At 65.2% G+C, this 23,110-nt stretch carries 19 protein-coding genes and 1 riboswitch; of the genes, 9 read left to right on the top strand and 10 right to left on the bottom strand.

The genetic code is table 11. The features are described from left to right. The coding region (locus BMY06_RS37215; protein ID WP_143064463.1) for a ShlB/FhaC/HecB family hemolysin secretion/activation protein at positions 1–555 on the top strand (555 nt) is incomplete at its 5' end. A 259-nt stretch (positions 556–814) separates the two neighbouring features. Here the strand turns inward: BMY06_RS37215 and BMY06_RS37210 are convergent. The 4 genes from BMY06_RS37210 to BMY06_RS39375 form a co-directional block, all read right to left on the bottom strand. After that, complete coding sequence (locus BMY06_RS37210; protein WP_080180430.1) at positions 815–2,359, bottom strand: methyl-accepting chemotaxis protein; 1,545 nt, start codon at positions 2,357–2,359, stop codon at positions 815–817. A gap of 311 nt (positions 2,360–2,670) precedes the next feature. Continuing rightward, entirely contained in the window at positions 2,671–2,826 is a 156-nt protein-coding gene (locus BMY06_RS39845; protein ID WP_167371438.1) for a hypothetical protein, read from the bottom strand. A gap of 101 nt (positions 2,827–2,927) precedes the next feature. After that, positions 2,928–3,176 carry a DUF4148 domain-containing protein gene (locus BMY06_RS37205; RefSeq protein WP_124263312.1) on the bottom strand — a complete coding sequence of 83 codons (249 nt, stop codon included), beginning with the start codon at positions 3,174–3,176 and terminating at the stop codon, positions 2,928–2,930. 294 nt (positions 3,177–3,470) lie between these two features. Further along, positions 3,471–3,758 carry a hypothetical protein gene (locus BMY06_RS39375; protein ID WP_124263313.1) on the bottom strand — a complete coding sequence of 96 codons (288 nt, stop codon included), beginning with the start codon at positions 3,756–3,758 and terminating at the stop codon, positions 3,471–3,473. Between the two features lie 44 nt (positions 3,759–3,802). On the opposite strand from BMY06_RS39375, the gene BMY06_RS37200 reads away from it, so the two are divergent. Both BMY06_RS37200 and BMY06_RS37195 read left to right on the top strand, forming a co-directional pair. After that, positions 3,803–4,975: a porin gene (locus tag BMY06_RS37200; protein ID WP_074987812.1), complete on the top strand. Its 1,173-nt coding sequence runs from the start codon at positions 3,803–3,805 to the stop codon at positions 4,973–4,975. 141 nt (positions 4,976–5,116) lie between these two features. Further along, positions 5,117–5,292, top strand: a riboswitch (yybP-ykoY riboswitch). A gap of 101 nt (positions 5,293–5,393) precedes the next feature. Then, complete coding sequence (locus tag BMY06_RS37195) at positions 5,394–6,401, top strand: sodium:calcium antiporter (protein ID WP_065057509.1); 1,008 nt, start codon at positions 5,394–5,396, stop codon at positions 6,399–6,401. 40 nt (positions 6,402–6,441) lie between these two features. Here the strand turns inward: BMY06_RS37195 and BMY06_RS37190 are convergent, their stop codons facing one another. Then, complete coding sequence (locus BMY06_RS37190) at positions 6,442–7,863, bottom strand: sensor histidine kinase (RefSeq protein ID WP_065057508.1); 1,422 nt, start codon at positions 7,861–7,863, stop codon at positions 6,442–6,444. Positions 7,864–8,190: 327 nt separating this feature from the next. Between BMY06_RS37190 and BMY06_RS39370 the strand changes: the two genes are divergently transcribed. The 5 genes from BMY06_RS39370 to BMY06_RS37170 all read left to right on the top strand — a co-directional run bounded on the left by BMY06_RS39370 (position 8,191) and on the right by BMY06_RS37170 (position 13,923). Beyond that, positions 8,191–8,481: a hypothetical protein gene (locus tag BMY06_RS39370; protein ID WP_124262198.1), complete on the top strand. Its 291-nt coding sequence runs from the start codon at positions 8,191–8,193 to the stop codon at positions 8,479–8,481. Positions 8,482–8,786: 305 nt separating this feature from the next. Beyond that, positions 8,787–9,806 (top strand): FecCD family ABC transporter permease, encoded by a 1,020-nt coding sequence (locus BMY06_RS37185; RefSeq protein WP_074987817.1) that lies wholly within the window; start codon positions 8,787–8,789, stop codon positions 9,804–9,806. Between the two features lie 15 nt (positions 9,807–9,821). Continuing rightward, entirely contained in the window at positions 9,822–10,706 is an 885-nt protein-coding gene (locus BMY06_RS37180) for an ABC transporter ATP-binding protein (protein WP_074987810.1), read from the top strand. Positions 10,707–10,876: 170 nt separating this feature from the next. Further along, on the top strand, positions 10,877–12,898 hold the full coding sequence (locus tag BMY06_RS37175) for a TonB-dependent receptor (protein ID WP_208490359.1): 2,022 nt from the start codon (positions 10,877–10,879) through the stop codon (positions 12,896–12,898). Then, positions 12,898–13,923: an ABC transporter substrate-binding protein gene (locus BMY06_RS37170; RefSeq protein WP_208490360.1), complete on the top strand. Its 1,026-nt coding sequence runs from the start codon at positions 12,898–12,900 to the stop codon at positions 13,921–13,923. The genes BMY06_RS37175 and BMY06_RS37170 overlap by 1 nt, the downstream gene beginning before the upstream one ends. Before the next feature lie 80 nt (positions 13,924–14,003). Here the strand turns inward: BMY06_RS37170 and BMY06_RS37165 are convergent, their stop codons facing one another. The 4 genes from BMY06_RS37165 to BMY06_RS37150 all read right to left on the bottom strand — a co-directional run bounded on the left by BMY06_RS37165 (position 14,004) and on the right by BMY06_RS37150 (position 19,885). Next, complete coding sequence (locus BMY06_RS37165; protein ID WP_065057506.1) at positions 14,004–14,720, bottom strand: MIP/aquaporin family protein; 717 nt, start codon at positions 14,718–14,720, stop codon at positions 14,004–14,006. Between the two features lie 110 nt (positions 14,721–14,830). Beyond that, entirely contained in the window at positions 14,831–16,336 is a 1,506-nt protein-coding gene (gene glpK / locus BMY06_RS37160; RefSeq protein WP_065057505.1) for a glycerol kinase GlpK, read from the bottom strand. 114 nt (positions 16,337–16,450) lie between these two features. Continuing rightward, a complete protein-coding gene (glpD, locus tag BMY06_RS37155) occupies positions 16,451–18,013 on the bottom strand; it encodes a glycerol-3-phosphate dehydrogenase (RefSeq protein ID WP_074987814.1) in 1,563 nt (520 codons plus the stop codon). Positions 18,014–18,463: 450 nt separating this feature from the next. Continuing rightward, entirely contained in the window at positions 18,464–19,885 is a 1,422-nt protein-coding gene (locus BMY06_RS37150; RefSeq protein ID WP_074987809.1) for a DHA2 family efflux MFS transporter permease subunit, read from the bottom strand. A gap of 560 nt (positions 19,886–20,445) precedes the next feature. Between BMY06_RS37150 and BMY06_RS37145 the strand changes: the two genes are divergently transcribed. Continuing rightward, the gene (locus BMY06_RS37145; RefSeq protein WP_080180433.1) at positions 20,446–21,366 is read left to right on the top strand and encodes a helix-turn-helix domain-containing protein; all 921 of its coding nucleotides are present in this window, start codon (positions 20,446–20,448) and stop codon (positions 21,364–21,366) included. Positions 21,367–21,409: 43 nt separating this feature from the next. On the opposite strand, the gene BMY06_RS40545 is transcribed toward BMY06_RS37145, so the two are convergent. Then, complete coding sequence (locus BMY06_RS40545) at positions 21,410–22,942, bottom strand: methyl-accepting chemotaxis protein (RefSeq protein ID WP_074987808.1); 1,533 nt, start codon at positions 22,940–22,942, stop codon at positions 21,410–21,412. Positions 22,943–23,110: the final 168 nt, after the last annotated feature.

Below are 23,110 nucleotides of genomic sequence, written 5' to 3'. Positions count from 1 at the left end.
GCGGCGCAGTTCGACGGCACGCTCGCCTACCGTCAGGGCATTGGCGGCTTGGGCGCAACGCCGGACCCGTATATCGATGGCCCGACGTACCGCTTCCATATGGCCGTGCTCGATGCGAACCTGTCGGTGCCGTTCGCCATCGCCAACCAGCCATTCCGGTACGTCACGACATTCCACGGCCAGTTCACCAACGACACGCTTTTCTACATCGACGACCTGACCATCGGCAGCCGTTACACCGTGCGCGGCTTCGACGGCGAAACGATGCTCGCGGCCGAACGCGGCTTCTACTGGCGCAACGAGCTGCAATGGCCGATGTTCCAAACGGGACAGACGTTGTACGCGGGCATCGACTACGGGCACGTGTTCGGGCCGAACACGGCAGCACTGGCTGGAACACAACTGGCGGGCGCGGTGATTGGCATTCGCGGCGGCGTGCCGACGAAATATGTTGGCGTCACGTACGACCTGTTTGCAGGGACGCCGATCTACAAGCCCAAAAACTTCCCGACCGCGCGATGGACGGTCGGGTTCCAGATTACTGCTCAGTTCTGACTAGTGTTTCATCGCCTGATGCTTCGCCAGTACTCGTAAACTGCTCGAATTGAAGGCGCGAATGTCGCTTGCTGCATCATGATGCAGGGGCACGATGACAGGGTTGGCTGAGCGGACATTGGAGATCGACGTGTGGAAGCGAAAGCATCAACCGCTTTCGCAGGTGTGACGGCCTTGCTGCTCCCGGCCCATCCCGCGCGCGAAGGCCGCGTTCACCCCACCTTCGCGTATGCAGCACGAACACTCCCTAAACGCTGCTTCAAGCAACCTTGAACACGCCCACCGCGTCGCGCAACGCGTCGGTCTGCTCGGTCAGCGACATGGCCGCGGCCGCCGCTTCCTCGACGAGCGCCGCGTTCTGCTGCGAGACCTGATCCATCTGCGAGACGGCGAGATTCACCTGCTCGATGCCGTCGCGCTGCTCCTCCGAAGCGTTCGCGATCTCGGTCATGATGGTCGTCACGCGGCCAATCGACTCGCCGATCTCGGTCATCGTCGTGCCCGCCGAGCGCACATATTGCGCGCCCGTCGCGACGTGCTCCACCGATTCGCCGATCAGCGTCTTGATGTCCTTCGCCGCCGCCGCCGAACGCTGCGCGAGCGAACGCACCTCGCCCGCGACCACCGCGAAACCGCGTCCTTCCTCGCCCGCGCGCGCGGCTTCCACCGCGGCGTTGAGCGCGAGAATATTGGTCTGGAACGCGATGCCTTCGATGATGCCCGTGATCTCCGCGATCTTCTGCGAGCTGCGGTCGATGCGATCCATCGTCTGCACCGCGTCGCCGACCACCAGCGCGCCGCGTTCCACCACCTCCTGCGCGCTGCCCGCGAGCGACTGCGCCGTGCGCGCGTGCTCGCTGTTCTGCTTCACCGTGGCGGTCAGTTGCTCCATGCTGGCCGCCGTTTGCTGGATCGACGCGGCCTGTTCCTCGGTGCGCTGCGAGAGATCGTCGTTGCCCGCCGCGATCTGGCGCGTTGCCGACGCGATCGACTCCGAACTGTGCGAGACCTTGCGCACCGTGCGCGCCAGTTCGTCCTGCATCGTCTGCAGGCCCGCGACGAGGCGGCCCATTTCGTCGTACGAGCGCACATCGAGGCGCACCGTCAGGTCGCCCGCCGCGATGCGCTGCAGCGCGCCCAGCAGGTTCGCGAGCGGCGCGGCAATCGCGCGATGCAGACCGACCGCGCAGATCAGTGCCACGCCCAGACCGAGCGCGATCAGCGCGATGCTGCCCGCGCGCAATGCGGCGTAGAAGTCCTGCGCGCCGTCGAAGGTCTGCTGGCCGTGCGACTTCTGCCATTGCTCGAGCGCCGTCGAGGCCTTGGTGAGCGCCACCGACAAAGGCGGAATGCGCTTCATCGCGATGTCGTCCTGCGCGACGCGGTCGCCCTGCTTGACCGCGGCCATCAGCGGCTGAATGCCTTGTTCGAGCATCGCGCCGAGCGCGGTCTGCACCTGCTCGGCGAGCGCCTGTTCGTCGGCGTCGTGCGGCAGCGCGCGATAACTCTCCCACGCCTTGTGCGAAGTGTCGAGATAGCCCTGCGCCTTGTCGAGCAGTTGCGGCACGTCGGGCGAGTCGGGATGCAGCAGGATGCGGTCGAGCGTGGTGCGCGCGATGGTCAGATTGAGATTGGACTTGCCGATGTCGATGGCGGCGGCAAGCTGATTGGAATAGGCATAGCCGAGCGCCGCGTTGGAATGCGACATGCCGATCAGGCCGGCGACACCGGCCGCCACGATCAACGCGGCCAGCACGCCGACCGCGATGCGCAGGCGAACCGAAATAGAGAGTCGGGCAAACACGGCGAGAGCTCCAGGCGCCTTTGTGGGGCGACGTTTATCGAATATCAGGAATGGGTGGTCTTGACGCGAGCGCGTGCCAACCGTCACACCGATGGACTCGCCCGCGCTCGCCTGTGTTAACGGCTTGCAAGGGAGGAACTGAAGCGAAGGAGAAAGGGACGGAAAGACCGGGTAAGACGCGAATTAGCCTGATGAAACAAGGGCGTCGCGAGCGCCCAAAATGCGCGCGGCGCGCGGGCGTTTCCCCCCGCGCGCCGCGTCGGCGACGAAGCTGTCTGCGTGAACGACAGCCGGCGTTTTACCGCCTCGCTTTACGAGCCGAAGAACGGCACGCAGTAGTCGGGCGGTCCGACGCAATCACCGGGACCGTTCGGCTGCGGATGCAGGCTGGCGCAGCCCGACATGGCGGCGGCGGCGGCGACGCACAGCGCCGCACGCACAACATAAGTGACAATGCGTGATTTCATGGGTTCGAAACTCGAATTAGCGGCCGCGCCTGCGGATTGCCGTCACGACGCGCGGCCTGGTCTGTCGTGACGCTGCATGAAGTACGCCTCAACGTTTCATGTCAGTGATGCGCGTAAATCGTGCTGTTGAGCGTTTTCAGCTCGCCGTCCTGCTGCGCCTGCACGAGTTCGCGACGAACCTGCGCGCGCGTGACAGGTGCCGTGCCACCCGAATTCCACGACGCATTCGCGCTCGCCGACGTTTGCTGCACGGGCGCGTTCGCCGCGGCCGGCGCACTCGCCTGTGCATGCGCGAGCGCCGACATCGACACCATCAGCGCGGCAGCCGCGCCCTTCCAGCTCTTTTTCATCTCGTACTCCTCTGCGGCTTCTCGCCGTCGACATGGATCAGTGCCGTGCGCAACCTGCGCCGGTTCCCTGTGCATTGCGCTGTTGCAACGCGATTCATGGCGCAAGGATAGAGGCGCGAACCCTCGCGAATATCCGCAGGAAAATGAAGAAATGTTTAGACATGAAGATGCATTTCGATAGCGCATTGATGAAACTGCGCTAGCACCGCGCTTGCGTCCGGCTTTCATCGCGAAGCCGGTTATCGACGAATACGAATACGCTCAATACGCACTCGAATAACCTTCGCCACCACGTCAATACGCGCTGAAATTCGCGCCGATCTGTGCGTATGCACCCATCGGCATGCTGCAAATCAGGCCTGAAAAGCCGCACGAATCTCGCGCGAACACCCCGCGAACAGCCGCAAAAAAACAACACCTGCTCGATTTAACGCTTTGCGGCGCCGTCCACACGGCACCTGCACGCAGATGCATTTTCTGAAACTCAGTCTTTCCGTTTTTCAAATTCGCCAAACGGGCACCGTACGCATAATCGCCGCTGAATTCGGCTGGATTGCCTGCCTGGCCGTCTTTCAAATACATGAAGCACACGCTCTCTCACGCAACTTTTTAATGAAGACCAATCAATGAAAAAAACCGCTCTCGCCCTCGCCGCCACGCTGGCTTCGATCGCCGGCGTCGCGCACGCGCAAAGCAGCGTCACGCTCTACGGTGCACTCGACACGTCCGTCGCGTTCTTCGGCAATCAGAAGGGCAGCAACGGTTCGGGCAACACGTTCCAGATGATGTCGGGCAACATGTCGCCGAACCTGTGGGGCTTGAAGGGCACGGAAGACCTGGGCAGCGGCCTCTCCGCGATCTTCAAGATCGAGAGCGGCTTCAATATCGATAACGGCAAGTCGGGCCAGGGCGGCCGTCTGTTCGGCCGTACCGCGATGGTCGGCCTGAATTCGACGCAAGGCGGCACGGTCTCGCTGGGTCGTCAGTACGATCCGCTGATCGACCTGCTGCAGCCGATGACCGACGACGTCACGTTCGGCTCCGCGTTCGCCACGCCGGGCGACATGGACAACTACGACAACAGCTACCGCACCAGCAACTCGATCAAGTACATGAGCCCGAACTACGCCGGCCTGCAGGTCAGCGCGATGTACGCGTTCGGCGGCCAGGCGGGCAGCATGGGCGCGGGTCAGACGTGGGCCGTCGCGGCCGCGTACAACCACGGCCCGTTCGGCTTCGGCGCGGGCTACTTCAAGGCCAACAGCAACAGCGGCACGGCTGCGACCTTCGACGGCCTGAACCCGAACACCGACGTCAACGTCGACTCGTCGGCGATCACGGGCGGCTTCGTCTCGGCGAACTCGCTGCAGATCATCCGCGCGGTGGGCGACTACAGCTACGGCCCGATGACCTTCGGTCTCGCCTACAGCAACGTCGACTACGCGAACTACCAGAGCGCGGCCGGCGCGAACAGCGACACGAAGTTCAACACGGGACAACTGTTCGTGAACTACCAGGTCACGCCCGTCGCCGTGGTCGGCTTCGGCTACAACTACACGAAGGGTAGCGGCAACGGCGTGAACGCGAGCTACAACCAGTTCAGCCTCGGCGGCGACTACTTCCTCTCGAAGCGCACCGACATCTACGCGCTCGCGGGCTATCAGAAGGCGTCGGGCCGCACGATCGACGCGGACACGGGCGCGCTCGTCAACGCGAACGCTTCGTTCGGCGACTTCGGCAACGACGCGACCACCAACAAGCAGGCGATGGCGATGGTCGGTATCCGCCACCACTTCTGATCGCGGCTGACGGGTTTCCGTTGCTGTCCACGCGCCGGGCGTCACACGACGCCCGGCGCGTTTTTCCTTGTTGCCCGATTTGTCGCCGACTTGCCAGCGACGCTCCACCGACTCGGCAACGCCATCAACCTCGGTTATAATGCGCGGGTCTTAGGGGAGTAGTCTGCTTTGCGCGCGACGCGCGAAGCGCCGCCGTCAACATAATTGGCACCCAATGCCATGGCGCCGGCAGCCGTTCTTCGGCCTGACGAGACCTATGACGTCTTCCTCCGCACCCGGGCTGGGCGGGAGGATTGCGTCATTGGTCCCAAACGTCCGGCCCGTGGAATGTCAAAACAATAATGTCCCCGACTCTCTGTACGGATCCCTGCAAGGATCTCCGCACGACCCGCAGCACGGCCGACCTGGAGCGCACGTCATGATCTGGACGTTCGCCCTGCTCATTGCCGCAGCCGGCATCATCTATCTGTCCTGCGAAACCTTCGTCAACGGCGTCGAATGGCTCGGCCGGAAGCTCAACATCACGCAGACCGCCACCGGCACGATCCTCGCCGCGTTCGGCACCGCGCTGCCCGAGAGCGTGGTCACGCTCGTCGCGGTGGCATTCGGCACCGATGCCGCGCATAAGGAAATCGGCGTGGGCGCGGCCATTGGCGGCCCGCTCGCGCTGAGCACGGTCGCCTACGCGGTGGTCGGCTTCGCGCTGCTCGCGACGGCCAGACGGGTGGGCCGCGCGCGCGCCGCCGCCGTCGACGCCGACACGCGCCGCCTGCGCCGCGACCAGCTCTGGTTCCTCGCGATCTTCGTCGTGAAGATCGGCATCGGTCTCGTGGTGTTCCAGTTCAAGCCGCTGCTCGGCATTGCGTTTCTCGCGGCCTACGCGTTCTATTGCTGGAAGGAACTGAGCGACGACAGCGGCGACGAGGAAGACGGCATCGAACTCGAACCGCTCAAGCTGCGCCCGCGCGACGCCAATCCGTCGATGGGCTGGATCGCGTTGCAGGTGCTCGGCGCGCTCGCCGTGATTTTCTTTGCCTCGCACCTGTTCGTGCAGCAGATCAGCGCGGTTGGTCCGTGGCTGGGTTTGAGCCCGCAACTGACGGCGCTGCTGTTCAGCCCGATCGCGACCGAACTGCCGGAAATCATGAACGCGATTATCTGGGTGCGCCAGGGCAAGGAGCGGCTCGCGCTCGCCAACATCAGCGGCGCGATGATGATTCAGGCGACCATTCCGACGGCGTTCGGCCTGTTCTTCACGCCGTGGCATCTCGGCGCGCCGTCGATTCTCGCCGCCACGATGACGATGCTCGCGATCCTGTTCCTGCAATGGTCGTTTCGCGCGCCGCAGGTCAAGAGCCGCCAGCTCACTTATGTGGGCGCGCTGTACGCGGTGTTCGCGGCGCTGCTGTTCGTGATTCCGCAGTAAGCGTGGCCACGCGCGGCGGCCGCTGCGTTCAGTTCTGCGGTCAGATTGTTTCCTGATCGCGTGAACGCGCCGCCGTCGCGCCGCCCGTCGCCAGCGTGGCGACGCCCGCATACGCCCAGCAATCGAGCGTCACGCGCAGACCCGGCCGCGCGTCCTCCAGTCCGAGGCCGAAGCCGTGCATGCGCATCACGGCCTGCACGAGCGAGAGTCCGAGCCCCGAGCCCGGCGTTTCGCGCGTGCGTTCGCTGCGATAAAAGCGCTGAAAGACGGCGAGGCGTTCGGCGTCGGGAATGCCGGGACCGTTATCGCTCACCTGCACGCTCGGCCCTTGCGCGCCCGTCGCGAGGCGCAATTCCACGCGGCCGCCCGGCGGCGTGAACTTGATGGCGTTATCGAGCAGATTGGCGAGCGCCTCGAACATCAGCGCGTAGTCGGCGCGCACCGCGCTCACGCGCGTCAGTTGCAGCGACAGTTCGACGGCCTTGTCGGCGGCAAGCGGCTGATAGAGATCCGCCAGTTCGCGGCACAAGGTTTCGAGCGCGACGTCGCCGAATCCCGCACGCCGCCGCATGGCTTCGATCTCCGAAATACGCAGCATCGCCGAAAAGCGTTTGAGCACGTCGCTCACGCCATGCGAGGCCTTTTCGATCAGCGTGGCGTGCTCGCCGTCGAGCGTGTCGAGCGGCACGCGCGCGAGATGCGTGCGCACGTGCACGAGCGGCGTGCGCAGGTCGTGCGCGATGCCGTCGCACGCGCCCTTCACTTCGTGCATGAGACGCGAGACTTCGTCGAGCATGTGATTGACGATCTGCGAAAGCCAGCTGATTTCGTCGCGCCCGCCCGCGGGCAGACGCGCGTCGAGATCGCCGTCGGCAATACGCTGGGCAACGCTGCGCACCGCCTTCACGCGCCGCAATTGCGCCGCCGACACCAGCACGCCCACACCAAGCCCGCCGAGCATGACCATCGCGGCGCTGCCCGCGAGGCCACCGAGCATGGTCTCGCGCAGCCGCGCCATTTCGCCCACGTCGCGCGACACGACCAGCAGATTGCCGTCGGGTAGACGGGTCGCGCGCGTGCGCAGATATTGCGGCCGGCCCGACGTGGGACCGGTCAGCGTGAGCGGACCCCAGACGCCCACGCCGTTCGAGGCGAGCCGCGACGGAAACACGCCGATGTCGCCGGCCAGCCAGCGCCGGTCGGGCGAAAACAGGCCGTAGAAGTTCACGGGGCGCTGCAACTGGCTGCGGATGTGCGCGGCGAGTTGCGCCTCGACCTGTTGCGGCGGCAGCGCCGAGAAGTAGGCGAACTGCCAGTTGATGTTGTAGTCGGCTTCGCGCGCGGTATAGCTGGCCGACTGCCAGTAATTCAGATAGACCAGCGCGGACATCGAAGCCGAGAACACCAGCGCATAGATCATCAGCAGCCGAAATGTCGTACTGCGCCAGAGACTCATTTTCATCGTATTTCCCCGCGTAGCTGCCCAGTATCGCAAACCGGACTCGCCCGAACATGAAAAAATATTTAATCTTCGATAATCAACGCAAATTCCCCGATTTGCGCCGAACGACACAATAAATAAAGTTTAATTCGCAGGCAATGAAGCCGTCGTGACCGAGGCGGACAATACCGAATCACGAGCCCCGCAATCGCGGATTTCGATCCGGAATATGACCCGATTTGAACGCCATATCGGCGCGGATTTGATCCGGATTTGATGCGCTTTCGCGCTCGTATTGGTGTCCGGTTTTCCGGGCCGTCCGCTTAATCGATCCACAGGAAATCCGTCATGAAACGCACGCTTATGCTTGGCCTGATCTCGCTCGCCACCGCCCTGCCCGCCGTCACCGCGCTGGCCGCCGCCAACCCCGCCGGGCGCCACGGCGTCGAGCCCATTCAGGTCAAAGCGCAGCTTTATCGCGCATGGCTAAGCGGGACCACCGCCGCCGACGAAAAAAATTCCTATCCGAATGCGCCTTCGGACCGATCCTCAGTATCGGCATCGCGTTGTGGTTATGTGCTTGACCATCCTGGTGCATCGGAATTTCCGGCGATCACACGATCGGTTTGCGCCCAATAACGGTGCGTTATTGAGCGTCTTTGATTATTGGCGTGCTAATTTGTCGCAGGTTTCCTCTGTCGCCATTCGATATATCCGATAAGATATCTCGATTTTCGGCAAGAGAGACTTGTCGATTCAAATAAGCATCATGGCGCTCGCGCGCCATATCGCCCGCCGCAATGCCGATATCGAAGACGCGTCAATTCTTTCAATTCGCTTTAAGCCCGTTTTATCAATCCGCTCGAATTGGCTCGCGCTGTGTTTCTCGCGTGATGAGCGGATTCGCGGCGCGATTCGGTGCGCGTCCCGCATTCGCGTTGAGCATGGCGGCGCTGTGTGTGCCGCTGGCCGGCTTGATCGGTCTGTGCGCGGGACGCTACCCCCTTGCACCGGAGCAAGTGGCGTTGACGGTGCTCGCCGCGCTGCATCTGCATGCGTGGCCCGCGCACGGCGCGCTGCTGCACGCGGTCGTCATGGAGGCGCGGTTGCCGCGTCTCGTGGCGGCGGCGTTGATCGGCGCGGCGCTGTGCGTCTCGGGCGCGACCTGCCAGGCCGTGTTCCGTAATCCGCTCGTCTCGCCCGGCATGCTCGGCGTGCTCAGCGGCGCGGCCTTCGGCGCGGCGCTCGCCATCGTGCTGGGCGGCGCTGTAGTGCATCGTCTCTGGGTCGAAGCGGGGGCGTTCGCGGGCGGCGTGGCGGCGATGGCCGTGGGCGTCTCGGCGGCCGCGATGCTCGGCGGCGAGCCGGGCGAAGGCGCGCTCGCACGTGGCGGCATCCTCGCGCTGCTGCTCGGCGGCCTCGTCAGCAATGCGCTGTTTTCCGCGCTGGTCTCGCTGCTCAAATATGTCGCGGACCCGCTCAACCAGTTGCCCGCCATCGTCTACTGGTTGCTCGGCTCGCTCGCGCAAACCGGCTGGGCCGATCTCGCGTGGGCCACCGCGCCGCTCGCACTCGGCACGCTGCTGTTGTGTCTCGCCGCCCCGCTGATCGACGGCCTCACGCTCAGCGACGACGAAGCCCGCAGCCTCGGCGTGCCCGTGCAGGCGATTCGCTTCGCCGTCATGGCGCTGGCCACCTTGATCGCCGCGCTGACCGTCGCGCTTGCGGGCATGATCGGCTGGATCGGGCTGCTCGTGCCGAATCTCGTGCGGCCGCTCGTCGGCGCTTCGAATCGCGTGGTCCTGCCGATGAGCGCGCTGGTCGGCGCAATCGCGCTGATGCTCGCCGACACCTGCGCGCGCAGCGTCGCGAGCGCCGAAATTCCGCTCGGCGTGATCACCGAAATGGGCGGCGCGCTCGCCTTCGTGTTCGTGCTGCGCGCGTTGCGCCGCCGTGCGCGCTGACGGCGAGGCGCGACGATGAACCTGCGCTCCAACTGGGACACGCTGCCCGCCGCACTCGCCTGCCGCGACGTGACGGTACGGCGCGCGCACGCGACCGTGCTCGACGGCGTGAGCTTCGCGGTGCGCGCGGGCGAACTCGTCTCGCTGCTCGGCGTGAACGGCGCGGGCAAGAGCACGCTGCTGCGCGTGCTGCTCGGACTGATCGCACCCGATGCCGGCGAGGTGCTGCTGCACGGCGAAGCGCTGCATCGCCAGCGGCGTCGCGCAATTGCGCGGCAGGTCGCGTGGGTGCCGCAACATCACGCGCCGCAATTTCCCTACACCGTCGAGCAGATCGTGGCGCTCGGCCGTCTGCCGCATCTCGGCACGGGTTTCGCGTTGTGGCGCGCGCCGCGCCCGCACGATCGCGACGCGGTGCACGCGGCGCTCGACGCCATGCAGATCGGCCATCTCGCGCAGCGCGATTACGGCGCGCTCTCGGGCGGCGAACGCCAGCGCGCCCTGCTCGCCCGCGCGCTCGCGCAAGGCGCGCGCGTCCTGCTGCTCGACGAGCCGTTCAGCGGCCTCGACTACGGCCACCATCTGCGTCTGCTCGATCGGCTCGCGCGGCTCGCGGCCGACGGCTACGCGATCGTCAACACCACGCACCGCCCCGACGACGCCTGCAACGTCTCCACGCGCGTGGCGCTGCTCGACGGCGGCCGCCTCGTTGCCGACGGCGCGCCGCGCGAGGTGCTCGACGCGCGCGCCGTGAGCGCGCTCTATCGCGCACACGTCGAACAGATCGACGTGGACGGCCAGCGTTTCTTTCGCGCGGCGACCAATACGTTCGCTACGGACGATGACGCCGACGCCACCGCCCCATCCGCTTCTTCCCACCCGCCAGCCTCCACCCGATGAATCACCGTCTCCCGTCCCGCTGTGCCGTTTTCGCGTTCGCCGCTACCTGTGCCTTCACTGCCTCACGCAATGCACATGCAGAGGATACCGAAACAACCCCGCCGGCAAAGCGCGTCACCACACCCACGCAGAACCAGGCGACCCAGACCGCCACACTGCCCACCGTCGCCGTGAACGCAAAGGCCGACACCGCCGATACAGCCGACACGCCGCGCAGCACCACCGCGAGCCTCGGCCCGCTCGGCAACGTCAAACGCGTGGACACGCCGTACACAGTCAACGTGGTGACGCAGGAAGTGATCGCCGACCAGCAGCTCAAGAGCATTCCCGACGCGCTGCGCCTGCTGCCTTCGGTGCAAGGCGACGGCGCGCGCCCGCAGAGCCGCGGCATTCAAGGCAGCGTGGTACAGAACAGCCGCATCGACGGCCTCAACGCGGTCTCGACCACCGACTATCCGCTCGAAGAATTCGACCGTATCGAAGTGATGAACGGCCTCGCGGGCGCGCTCTACGGCCCGGCAAATCCGGCGGGCACGTTCAACTTCATCCAGAACCGTCCGACCGACGACCGCCAGCTTCACTTCATGCTCGGCTACGGTTCGCAGACGCGCTTCCTGCGCGGGCTCGACGTTTCGGATCGCGTGGGACCGTCGAAGGCCATCGGCTATCGCCTTACGCTGCTCGACGAAACCGGCACGGGCTATACCGACCACAGCTCGCTGCGCCGCCAGCTCGCGAGCGTCGCGTTCGATTTCCATCTGTCGCGCGACACGGTGATCGAGGCCAACTACAGCCACTATCACTACGTGACGAAGGGCTTTCCCGCGACTTTCGCGCTCGCGAGCGGCGTGCATTTCCCGGCCGCGCTCGATCCCACCAACGCGGCCTACGGCTCGTCCAACGGCGGCAACGACGACACGACCGACACCGGCACGCTGCGTCTGCGTCACGACTTTTCGCCGAACTGGCATCTCGAAGCCGCCGTGCTGCGCCAGATCGCCGACCGCGAATCGACCACGCCCACCAACACGCTGATCGACAACGCGGGCGACTACAAGACCACGATCTCCACCGCAACCGCAAGCCGATTCACGATCACGAGCAACCTGCTCTATCTGCGCGGCCACGTGGATACCGGCGCGATCCAGCACGACGTGAGCATCGGCACGAGCGGCTTTCTGTGGGACAACTTCAATCCGGTCGCGGGCGGCACGGCCACGCTCGGCAGCGCGAGTCTCGCGAATCCGCAGTCGTTCGCGGTCACGGGCGCGCCCGATTTCGAGCATCGCTATCAGTCGGCGCAGAGCGCGCAGCAATCGCTGATCGCGAGCGACGACATCACCGTGTCGCCGCACTGGTCGGTGCTGCTCGCGGGCAGCCAAAGCTGGCTCTCGACGCACAACTACAACGTGAAGGGCGCGCAGACGAGCGAGTCGGCGAATCAGGGTCTCTCGGGCGCAGCGAGCCTGATCTTCAAGCCGCGCGCGAACCAGAGCCTCTACGTGACTTACGCGGACAGTCTCCAGCAAGGCGACACCGCGCCCGCCGGTTCGACCAACGCGGGCAACATTCTCGATCCGTATCGCAGCAAGCAGTGGGAAGTGGGCTACAAGCTCGCACTCGCGCGCCTGAACGCGTCGGTGGCGGCGTTCCGCATCACGCGCCCGTATGCGTACACGCTTGCAGACGGCACCTACGGCACGGCGGGCAATCAGGTGAATCGCGGCGTGGAAGTCATGCTCGACGGCAACGCCACGCGCAATCTCACGCTGTTCGGCGGCTTCACGTGGCTCGATCCGCGACTGTTCGATACGGGCAGCGCGAGCACCGAGGGCAAGCGCATCGTCGGCCTGCCCGAATTCGCGCTGAACGTGCTGATGCAATACAAGGTGCCGCAGGTGCCGGGGCTCTTCACGAATCTCAACGTACACTACGTGGGCGCGCGTCCGACCGATAACGCGAATACGTGGTCGGTCGGTTCGTACACGACGCTCGATCTCGGCGTGGGCTATCTCGCTGACATCCTCGATCGCGCCGTGACGTTCCGCCTCTCCGTCGATAACGTCACGAACCGCCATTACTGGACCAATATCGTGCCGGGCGGCCTGAACGGCTATACGGGTTCGGGCAACGCCACGGCGCAGCTCGGCGCGCCGCGCACGGTGACGGCTTCGGTGGAGTTCGATCTGTGATGACGTCTCGCCTTTTCCACCAACTCACGCGCGCCGCCGCCTCACTCGCGCTCTGCGCGTCGATGCTTGCCGCGAGTCTCGCGGCAACGCCCGCCTACGCGCAGCCCAAAACGCGTATCGCCGATCTCTGGTTCGCGCACAACGCGGTGGTGATGATGCTCGGCTCCGCGAACGACGTGGTCGCGACGGTCGCGCGCAAGCAGGCCTTGCCGTGGATGTTCCGCGTCGCGCCCGCGCTCGCGCAGGCGCAATCCGTGAATGGCGCGACCGCGAACGCCGAAGACCTGCTGCGCCTGAACGCCGATGTCGTGTTCGCCAGCACCGGCGACCCGACGATCGCCGCCATGCGTCGCCTCGGTCTTAACGTCGTGCCCGTCGGTTTCGACGATTACGCGTCGATGCTCCGCTGCGTCGATCTCACCGCGCAAACGCTCGATACCCCGCTCGCACGCGAGCGCGCGCAGGACTATCGCGCGTATCTCCAGAGCACGCTCGACGACACGGCGCATACGCTCGCCACGCACGGCTCGCACGCACAGCCGCGCGTGCTGCACGTGGCGTCGCTCGCGCCGCTCAAGGTCGACGGCGCGGATACGATCGTCGATCAGTGGATACACGCGGCGGGCGCGCGCAACGCCGCCGACGGCCTCACCGGCAATCTCAAGCCGGTCTCGATCGAGCAGGTGCTCGCGTGGCATCCCGACGTGGTGATCCTCGCGGCCAACGCGGGCTCGATCGCGCAATCGCCGCAACGCGCGCTGTGGGAGACGCTCGACGCCGTGCGCGCGCAGCGTGTCTATCGCAATCCGATGGGCGTGTTTCCGTGGGACCGCTACGGCCCCGAAGCCGCGTTGCAGATCCGCTGGGCCGCGCGCACGCTGCATCCGGAAGCGTTCGCGGGTGCAGGCGCGAACGATGCGCTCATCGCGCAAACGCAGCAGTTCTACGCGCGCTTCTATGGCTACGCGCTGTCCGCGCAAGACGCGCAGCGCATGCTTGCGGGCGAACCGCCGCTGCCGGACTGAGGCACGCGCGCACAAACAAAAAGCCCGCGAACGCAGCACGTTCGCGGGCTTTTTCGTTGCGGCAACGAGAGATGAAAACCTCAATGCATCGCGTGCAGATACAGATACAGCGTCGAAGCGGCCACGCCGCCGACGAGCGGCCCGAGGACCGGAATCCACGCATAGCGCCAGTCGCTGTCACGCTTGCCCGGAATCGGCAGCAGCGCGTGCATGATGCGCGGCGAGAGATCGCGCGCGGGGCTCATCGCATAGCCCGTGGGACCGCCCAGCGAGATGCCGATGCCGAGCACCAGCAGACCGACCGGCAGCGCGTCGAGTGCGCCGAGGCCCACTTGCGGCGCGGCCAGATACAGCACGCCGAGAATCAGCACGAAGGTGGCGATGGCTTCGGTGATCACGTTGTGACGCACGCTGCGGATCGCGGGCGCCGTGCAGAACACCGCGAGCTTCAGATCGGCGTCTTCCTCGTTGGCGAAATGCTGGCGATACGCGAGCCAGACGAGGAACGCGCCGGCCATGCCGCCGAGCATCTGCGCGGCCACGTAGCCGCCCACTTTCGACCACGCGAACTTGCCCGCCAGCGCGAGGCTGATGGTCACGATCGGGTTCAGATGCGCGCCGCTGTACGAAGCCGTCACGTAGACGGCCACGAACACGGCCATCGCCCAGCCCATCACGATCACGATCAGGTCCGCGCCGCGGCCCTTGGTTTTCGCCAGCAGCACGTTGGCCACGGCGCCGTTGCCGAGCAGCACGAGAATGGCTGTGCCGATAAATTCTGCAATATAGGGTGACATGTCGTCTCTCTCTTCCGCGGCGGGCGTCTACCGTCTACCCGCTCGCGGATATGATTTTGATTATTTATTTCGGGTTACTGATCAATGGCGCGAATTGCGCCATGCCGGTTTCACTTCCCGTCGTCGGCCCAGGCCTTGGCGGCGCGCACCGCACGCTGCCAGCCCGCGCGGCAGGCGTCCACCTGCGAAGCGGCCATCGCGGGCGAGAAGCGGCGATCCACGTGCCACTGGCTTTGCAGCTCGTCCACGTTCTTCCAGTAGCCGATCGCGAGACCCGCGAGATACGCGGCGCCCAGCGCCGTGGTCTCGGTGATCTGCGGACGCACCGCGTCCACGCCCAGCAGGTCGGCCTGGAACTGCATCAGCAGATTGTTCGCGCTCGCGCCGCCGTCCACGCGCAGCTCGCCCACGCTGATGCCCGAGTCCGCTTCCATCGCGGCCAGCACGTCGAGCGACTGATATGCGATCGAGTCCAGCGCCGCGCGCGCCAGATGCGCCGAGCTCGTGCCGCGCGTCACGCCGAACAGCGAACCGCGTGCGCGGGCGTTCCAGTGCGGCGCGCCCAGACCCGCGAAGGCGGGCACGAGATACACGCCGTCGGTGTGCGGCACGCTCGCGGCCAGCGCTTCGATTTCCGCCGCGCTCTTGATGATGCCGAGGCCGTCGCGCAGCCATTGCACCACCGCGCCCGCGATGAAGATGCTGCCTTCGAGCGCGTAATTCACCTGGTCGCCGATCTGCCAGGCGATGGTCGTGACGAGGTTGTTCTTCGACTCGATGGGCTTGTCGCCCGTGTTCATCATCAGGAAGCAGCCCGTGCCGTAGGTGTTCTTCACCATGCCGGTGTGCGTGCACATCTGGCCGAACAGCGCGGCCTGCTGGTCGCCCGCGATGCCCGCGAGCGGAATCTTCGAGGCGAACACCGTGGTCTTCGTCGGCCCGTAGATTTCCGATGACGAACGCACTTCGGGCAGCATGCTGCGCGGAATGTCGAGCGCGTCGAGCAGTTCGCTGTCCCACTGGCGCGTGTGGATGTTGAAGAGCATCGAGCGCGACGCGTTGGTCACGTCGGTTACATGCAGTTCGTGCTTCGTGAAGTTCCAGACCAGCCAGCTGTCGACCGTGCCGAACGCGAGCTTGCCCTGACGCGCCTTTTCGCGCGCGCCTTCGACGTTGTCGAGAATCCAGCGGATCTTGGTGCCCGAGAAGTACGAGTCGATCGGCAGACCGGTCTTCGCGCGCACTTTCTCTTCGAGGCCTTGCGCCTTGAGCTGATCGCAGAAGTCGGCCGTGCGGCGGTCCTGCCAGACGATGGCGTTGTAGATCGGATGACCCGTTTCGCGGTCCCACACGATGGTGGTTTCGCGCTGGTTCGTGATGCCGATCGCGGCGATGTTGGTGCCGTTCAGGCCCGCGCGCGTGACGGCCTCGGCGGCCACGCCGGCCTGCGACGCCCAGATTTCCTGCGGATCGTGCTCGACCCAGCCCGGTCGCGGATAGATCTGCTCGAATTCCTTCTGGGCGCTCGACACGATGCGGCCCTGGCGGTCGAACAACATGGCGCGGGAACTCGTGGTGCCCTGGTCGAGCGCGAGGATGTACTGTTGATCCTGCATGTCTCTCATCTCCGTCCGTACGTAGTTGTGATTCGCGCCGCTTGAGCGCGGCGCGTTGGGGTTACTGCCATGCGGTACTTACTGCCGATGACTGCCGATGCAACCGCGGCCGCGTCAGTGCGTGACCGACACCGGCGGGAGCGGCGACATCGGCGCGCGGCTCGCGGCAAACCACGCTTCGAGCGCGGCGGCAACCGCGTCGAGCGTGCCGGGCGCCACGTGCAGGCCGAGCTTCGAGCGGCGCCACAGCACGTCCTGCGCACAGGTCGCGAACTCGGTGTCGCGCAGATAACGCAACTCGGCTTCGTAAATGCCGGGAGCGATCTGCGCGCCCAGACCGTCGAGCGACGCCGCGCCGCCAATCAGACGTTCGGCGCGCGTGCCGTAAGCGCGCGCGTAGCGCTGCGCGAGCGGCGCGGGCAGCCAGGCGAAGCGCTTCGCGAACGCCGCGGCGAACGCGTCGAAACGCGCATTGGCGATATCGCCGCCCGGCAGCGGCTGGCCCGCCGTCCATGCGCCCGCCGTGCTGCCGAGCGCGCGGCACAGCATGTCGCCGGCCTCTTCCGCGAGCTTGCGGAAGGTCGTGATCTTGCCGCCGAACACCGAGAGCAGCGGCGCGCCGTCGGCTTCGTCGAGTTCGAGACGATAGTCGCGCGTGACCGCCGAGGCATCCTTCGCACCTTCTTCCTCGAGCAACGGACGCACGCCCGAGTAAGTCCAGTGCACATCGGAGGGCGAGATCTTACGCTTGAAATAGCGATTGATCGACTCGCAGAGGTAACGCGTTTCATCGCCGTCGATGGCGACCTTGGCCGGATCGTTGCGATATTCCACGTCCGTGGTGCCGATCAGCGTGAAGTCGTGCTCGTACGGAATCGCGAAAATGATGCGCTTGTCCGGGTTCTGGAAAATGTAGGCGTGGTCGTGATCGAACAGACGCTTCGTCACGATATGGCTGCCCTTCACGAGGCGCACGCTGTGTTGCGCGCCTTGTCCGAGCGCGCCGTGCAGCACCTCGCCCACCCACGGACCGGCCGCGTTGGCGATGGCGCGCGCGCGCACGTCGAAGGTGCTGCCGTCGGCGCGGCGCAGCGTGGCGAGCCATTCGCCGCCCTGCGCGTGCTTCACGCGGCGCGCGTCCACGAGCTGCGTGCGCGTGAGAATGCGTGCGCCGCGTTCCTGCGCGTCGAGCGCGTTGAGCACGACGAGACGCGCGTCGTCCACCCAGCCGTCCGAATAGACGAAGCCGCGCTTGATCGAATCGATCAGCGGCGCGCCGGCCGCGTGACGGCGCATGTCGATGCCGCGCGAGCCCGGCAGCAATTCGCGCTTCGCGAGGTGATCGTAGAGAAAGAGACCGAGGCGGATGAGCCATGCGGAGCGCAGATTCGGCATGTGCGGCATGACGAAACGCAGCGGCCACATGATGTGCGGCGCGGCGCGCAGCAACGTTTCACGTTCTTGCAGCGCTTTGCGCACGAGACCGAATTCGCGGTACTCGAGATAGCGCAGACCGCCGTGAATCAGCTTGGTGCTGGCCGACGAGGTATGCGAGGCGAGGTCGTCCTGTTCGCAAAGGAGCACGGACAGGCCGCGCCCGGCTGCGTCGCGCGCGATGCCCGCGCCGTTGATCCCGCCGCCCACGACGAGCAGATCGTACCGATTCTCTTGAGTCACCTGCGTTTCCTGATAGTGGCCGAGGCGGCACCCGGAGCGACGCAGTCGTCGCAACATCGAGTACCGGATCGCCTTGCGCCCCATGTCGCCATGGGCGAACCCGAAATGTTCGAATCCGAAATCTAACGAACAAAATCGAAAAAGTAAAGTTCGTTTTGGCGAGCACAGGCGAAATGCGGGAAATACGCCCGAATTGGCGCAGAATCAGCGGAAATTTAGGGGTTTTCCCGGAAGAAACACCGAAAGTGGCGCTACAAAAGACGCGCAAAGCGAACCGGATGGGCGCCGGAAAGGCGACAAAACGAACACATTCAGCTTTCGAATGTGTTCGTCTGATGTTCGTTTTGGGCTGAGGAAGTGCTTGAAGCAGCGTCCGCGCGCTTCGCGAACGCGCGCTTCGACCGCAGAGCGCGGTCGGTCGGGCAATGAATCAGCCTATGGATCGGGCGCTTAGGTCGAGCGCGTAATGAAATGATCGGCGGCGCCCTTGGGCAGTCGAATCGCGTCGACGATACTGCCGAGCGCCACGATGCCGATCAACACGAACGCCACCCGATATTCGATGCCGCTGCCATGCCAATCGGCGTGAAGCGCAACGAAATGACCGAGCCGCACGCCCAGCGCGCCGAGCGTGATGCCGGCCGCCATGGCGATCTGCGATGCCGTATTGAAGAGACTGTTCGCGTCGGACATGCGTTCTTTCGCGACATCGGCGTAAGCGATCGTGCCGAGCACCGTGAACTGCATCGACCGCGTCATACCGCTGAGGAACAGCAACAGCACCGTGATCGGCACGGGCGTGTCTTGCTGAAGCCACGCGCACGCCGCGAGGCACACCGCGCAGAACACGCCGTTCCAGATCATGACCGGGCGATACCCGAAGCGTTGCAGAATCGGCGTGGTGACCGACTTCATCGCGAGATTGCCCGCGAACACGGCGAGCACGAGCAGGCCCGAATGAAAGGCGTCGTAGCCGAAACCGACCTGAAACATCAACGGCAGCAGAAACGGCGCGCTGCCGATCGCCATGCGCGCGAGCGAACCGCCGCGCAGCGCGGCGCGAAAGGTTGGAATCGAACACGCGGACAAATCGACGAGCGGATCGCGCGCACGCATCAAATGGCGAATCGCCACGATCAGCAGCGCGATGCCGACGGCAAGCATGGCGAAGGCCATGGCGTCGAGACGCGCATCGGCGCGTTCGAGGCCCGTGAGCAGCGTGAACGTTCCCGCGCCGCTCAGCAGGAAGCCGGTCCAGTCGAAGCGGCGCTCGCGCGCTTCCCGTGCGTCGGGGATGATGAAACACGCGACGACCAGCGCGATCAGACCGATCGGCACGTTCAGGTAGAAAATCCAGCGCCAGCCGAAATGCGTCGTGATAAAGCCGCCGACCGGCGGCCCGAGCACCGGCGCGATCAGCGCGGGCCAGATGAGCGACTGCATCGCGGCCATGAGCCGCTCCTTCGGCGTGGAGCGCATGACCACGAGCCGCCCGACCGGCACCATCAACGCGCCCGCAATGCCCTGAATCACGCGCAGGACCACGAAGCTCACGAGGCCGTTGGAGACGCCGCACAGCGCCGATGTCAGCGTGAACAGGGCGATCGCGAAAGCGAACACGCGCCGCGCGCCGAAGCGGTCGACCACCCAGCCGCTCGCCGGCACGAACACGCCGAGCGCGAGCAGATACGCGCTCACGCCGATGTTCAGCGCGACCGCCGTGGTGCCGAATGAACGCGCCATCGCGGGCAGCGCCGTGGCGATCACGGTGCCGTCGAGAATCTCCATGAAAAGCGCGCCGGTCACGAGAATCATGATCGCGCGCACGCGTGCGGCGGGTGGTAAGGGCGTGGCGGGTGACGGAGGGGGCATACGGTCAGCGGGTCAGCGAGGCAGTGCGCAGGCGCGTCGACCCCTGAAGGGCCGCGGTCTGCGCATCGACCTGAATTATCGAAAAACATATCGTACGATATTTTTTCGTCTTTTGCTGCCGCGTGCGGGGGATTCTTGCGACGACGCGCCGTGATCGGGCGATGATCGCGCCCCGATCGCGCCTCGGCTCCGCTGGAATCGATCGCAGTCCAAACCGATGATCCGCAAAATCGTACTCGCGTGCGACGATCGTCGTAGCAACGCTGCGAGCCTTGCATGCAACGAAAGCCTTCGATCAGAAAACGTAAGCCGGGCACGCATGCGCGACGACGGACAAACAGGGCCCGCGCTGAAAGCTAAAACACGGCGCTCGGGGTATATCGCCATTCGCTTGTCACGTCGTTTATGCAAAGATACGACGATATTCACAGCGCTTTTCTCAAGGCGCCAATCGAGAAAGTAGAGAAAGTCGCCCGCGTGCCTTGCCTGAAAGGCGCTGCGTACCGGCGAAGTTCCAAATGCAATGGCGGCCGCGCGTGACTGGCCGTTCAGGAGACAGCATGACCCACGGCGTAATAATCAGTAACGCCCCTCGCCTCCCACCCGACGAGCGCCGCGTCGGCGCGGTTCCCAAAGTCCGGCTCTATGTCGAGCAGCGCAAAGAAGAAAACTGGTTCGTGCACGTCGGTCACGTGACCGAACGCGGGCGCTGGCGCACCGAGCCGCACGCGCATCCGGGCTACGGGCAATTGATCTTCGTGCGCAATGGCTGCGGCGTGATGAATCTCGAAGGCCGCAGCGTGGCGTTTGAAGGCCCCTGCGCGCTGATCGTGCCCACCGACTGCATCCACGGACTCGACTACAAGGTCGATGTCGACCGCTGGGTCGTCACGATCGAAGTGTCCTGGCTCACACAGGTCAACGCTAAGCTGCGCGAGTTCATCGCACTCTGGTCCGCGCCGCGCATGATTCCGTTTGTTCATTGCGGCGATGCCGCCAACGAAATCTACGCCATCTTTCAGCGCCTGAAACACGAAATCGAAACGAATGCGGTCGGCCAGATCGCGGGCACCGAAGCCTTGCTCACGATGCTGCTGCTGACGCTGATTCGCACCGCGCGCCTCGAACCGGCCACGCACGACAGCATGCCGCGCCACGACGTGCGCCTCGTCGAGCGTTTTCGCAAACTGATCGACGAGCATTACCGCAGCAATCTGCCGCTTCAGGACTACGCGTCGATGCTCGCGGTTTCGCTGGTCCAATTGCGCGCCGCGTGCGCCTCCGCGAAAGAAAAGAGCCCGACTAAAATGATTCACGCGCGCATTATTACCGAAGCGAAGCGCGAACTCATTTTCGGCGATATGTCGGTCGAGCAGATTGCATTCTGGCTCGGCTTCGCGGATGCCGCCTATTTCACGCGCTTCTTTCGCCGCGAAGTCGGACAGACGCCCAGTCAGTTTCGAACCGAAGCACGGCGCTGATGTCGAAGCGCGGGTGACGCGCGGCAGGGCCACGTTCATCGCCTCACAGCCGGAACTGCGCGACGCAACCGACCAGATTGTCGGCCTGCTGTTTCAGGCTCTCGGCGGCAGCGGCGCTTTCTTCGACCAGCGCCGCGTTTTGCTGCGTGCTCTGATCCATCTGGCTGACCGCTTCGCCGACCTGTCCGACGCCCGCGCTTTGTTCCCCGCTCGCGTGGCTGATCTCGGCGACCAGCACGCTCAATCGCTGAATCGCCTCGACGACCTGCGTCATCGTCGCGCCCGCTTCGTCGACGAGCGCGCTGCCGCGATCGACGCGATCCACACTCGACACGATCAACGCGCGAATCTCGTGCGCCGCCTGCGCGCTGCGTTTGGCGAGCGAGCGAACCTCGGTCGCCACGACTGCGAACCCGCGCCCCTGCTCGCCGGCGCGCGCCGCTTCCACTGCCGCGTTCAGCGCGAGAATATTGGTTTGCGCCGCAATGTCGTTGACGATGCCGATAATCTCGCCAATCTTGCGCGAGCCCTCGTTGATGCCCTTCATCGTCTCGACGATCGCGCCCACCACGCTGCCGCCCTGCACGGCGATCGACGACGCGCCCGTTGCAAGCTCGCTCGCCTCGAGCGCATTCGCGGCGTTCTGCTTGACCGTCGCGCTCAACTGCTCCATCGAGGCCGCGGTTTCCTGTAGCGCGCTCGCCTGCTCCTCGGTGCGCTGGCTCAGATACGCGTTGCCGGACGCGATTTGCGCCGAACCGGTCGCAATGGCGTCGCTGCTCATCCGCACCTGCTCGACGATGCCCGCGAGCGAACCCGTCATCGCGCGCATCGCGGCCATGAGGCTGTCGTTGTCGCCGGGACGCACATGAAAGTCGACGTCGAGATTGCCCCGCGATATCTGGCGCGCGGCTTCGCACGCGTCGTCGGGTTCGCCGCCGAGCTTGCGCGTGATCGCCTGCGAGAATTTCAGCGCGGCGGCAATGCCCGCGAGCACGATGATCGCCATGACGCTCACGCTTTCGAGCATGGCGCGCGTTTGCTCGGCTTTCGCCCGGCCGATGGCGGCGGCGGTCTGCGCGACGATCGCTTCGCCGGATTCGCGCAAGGTAATGGCGGAATCGCGATCGAGGCCGTCGATCGCCCGGTCGCCCACGGCGATATCGAAGCCCGACGCTTCGAACTTGCCGAGCGCCGCGCGAAACGCCACGCCCATCTGCTTGTGCAACACGTTGAAGCGTTCGATCTTCTCGCGCGCCTCGCCGGGCGGCAATGCCTGCGCGAGCTTTTCCGTGGTGTCCTGCGCCGCCGCTTCGTACTTCTCGAACGCCCCCCAGTACTTCTGGAAGTGCGCCGGGTCCTTGCCGCGCACCAGAATATCCTTGCCGTTTTGCACCTGGTTCTTGAACGCGACCAGCGCCTCGTCGACCGCGCGGGCCTGCGCGTCGTCGACCGAAACGAGCCGCTCATAGGTGTGCGCGGCGCGGTTCATCTGCAACACGCCAAACAGCCCCGCGCCCGCGGCGACCAGCAGCGCGGCGCCTAATGCCAACGGCAGTTGATGGACCAGTTTCATGCTTGCCGTTCGCCGGATCGCGGTGCGCGGCGAGCGAGCCGTCGCGCAGGACGCATGTCGATGTCGTTCATAACGGGCGCGATTACAGGCCGCGGGACTTGAGAAGCGCATCGAGGCGCGGATACACACGGCGCGCGTTGCCTTCGAAAATCGCGTGACGGTCGGCAT

It is taken from the genome of Paraburkholderia tropica (assembly GCF_900109265.1).
Classification (GTDB): Bacteria; Pseudomonadota; Gammaproteobacteria; order Burkholderiales; family Burkholderiaceae; genus Paraburkholderia; species Paraburkholderia tropica.
Note: the sequence above shows the minus strand (reverse complement) of the source record. Positions and strands in the feature narration are given on the sequence as shown.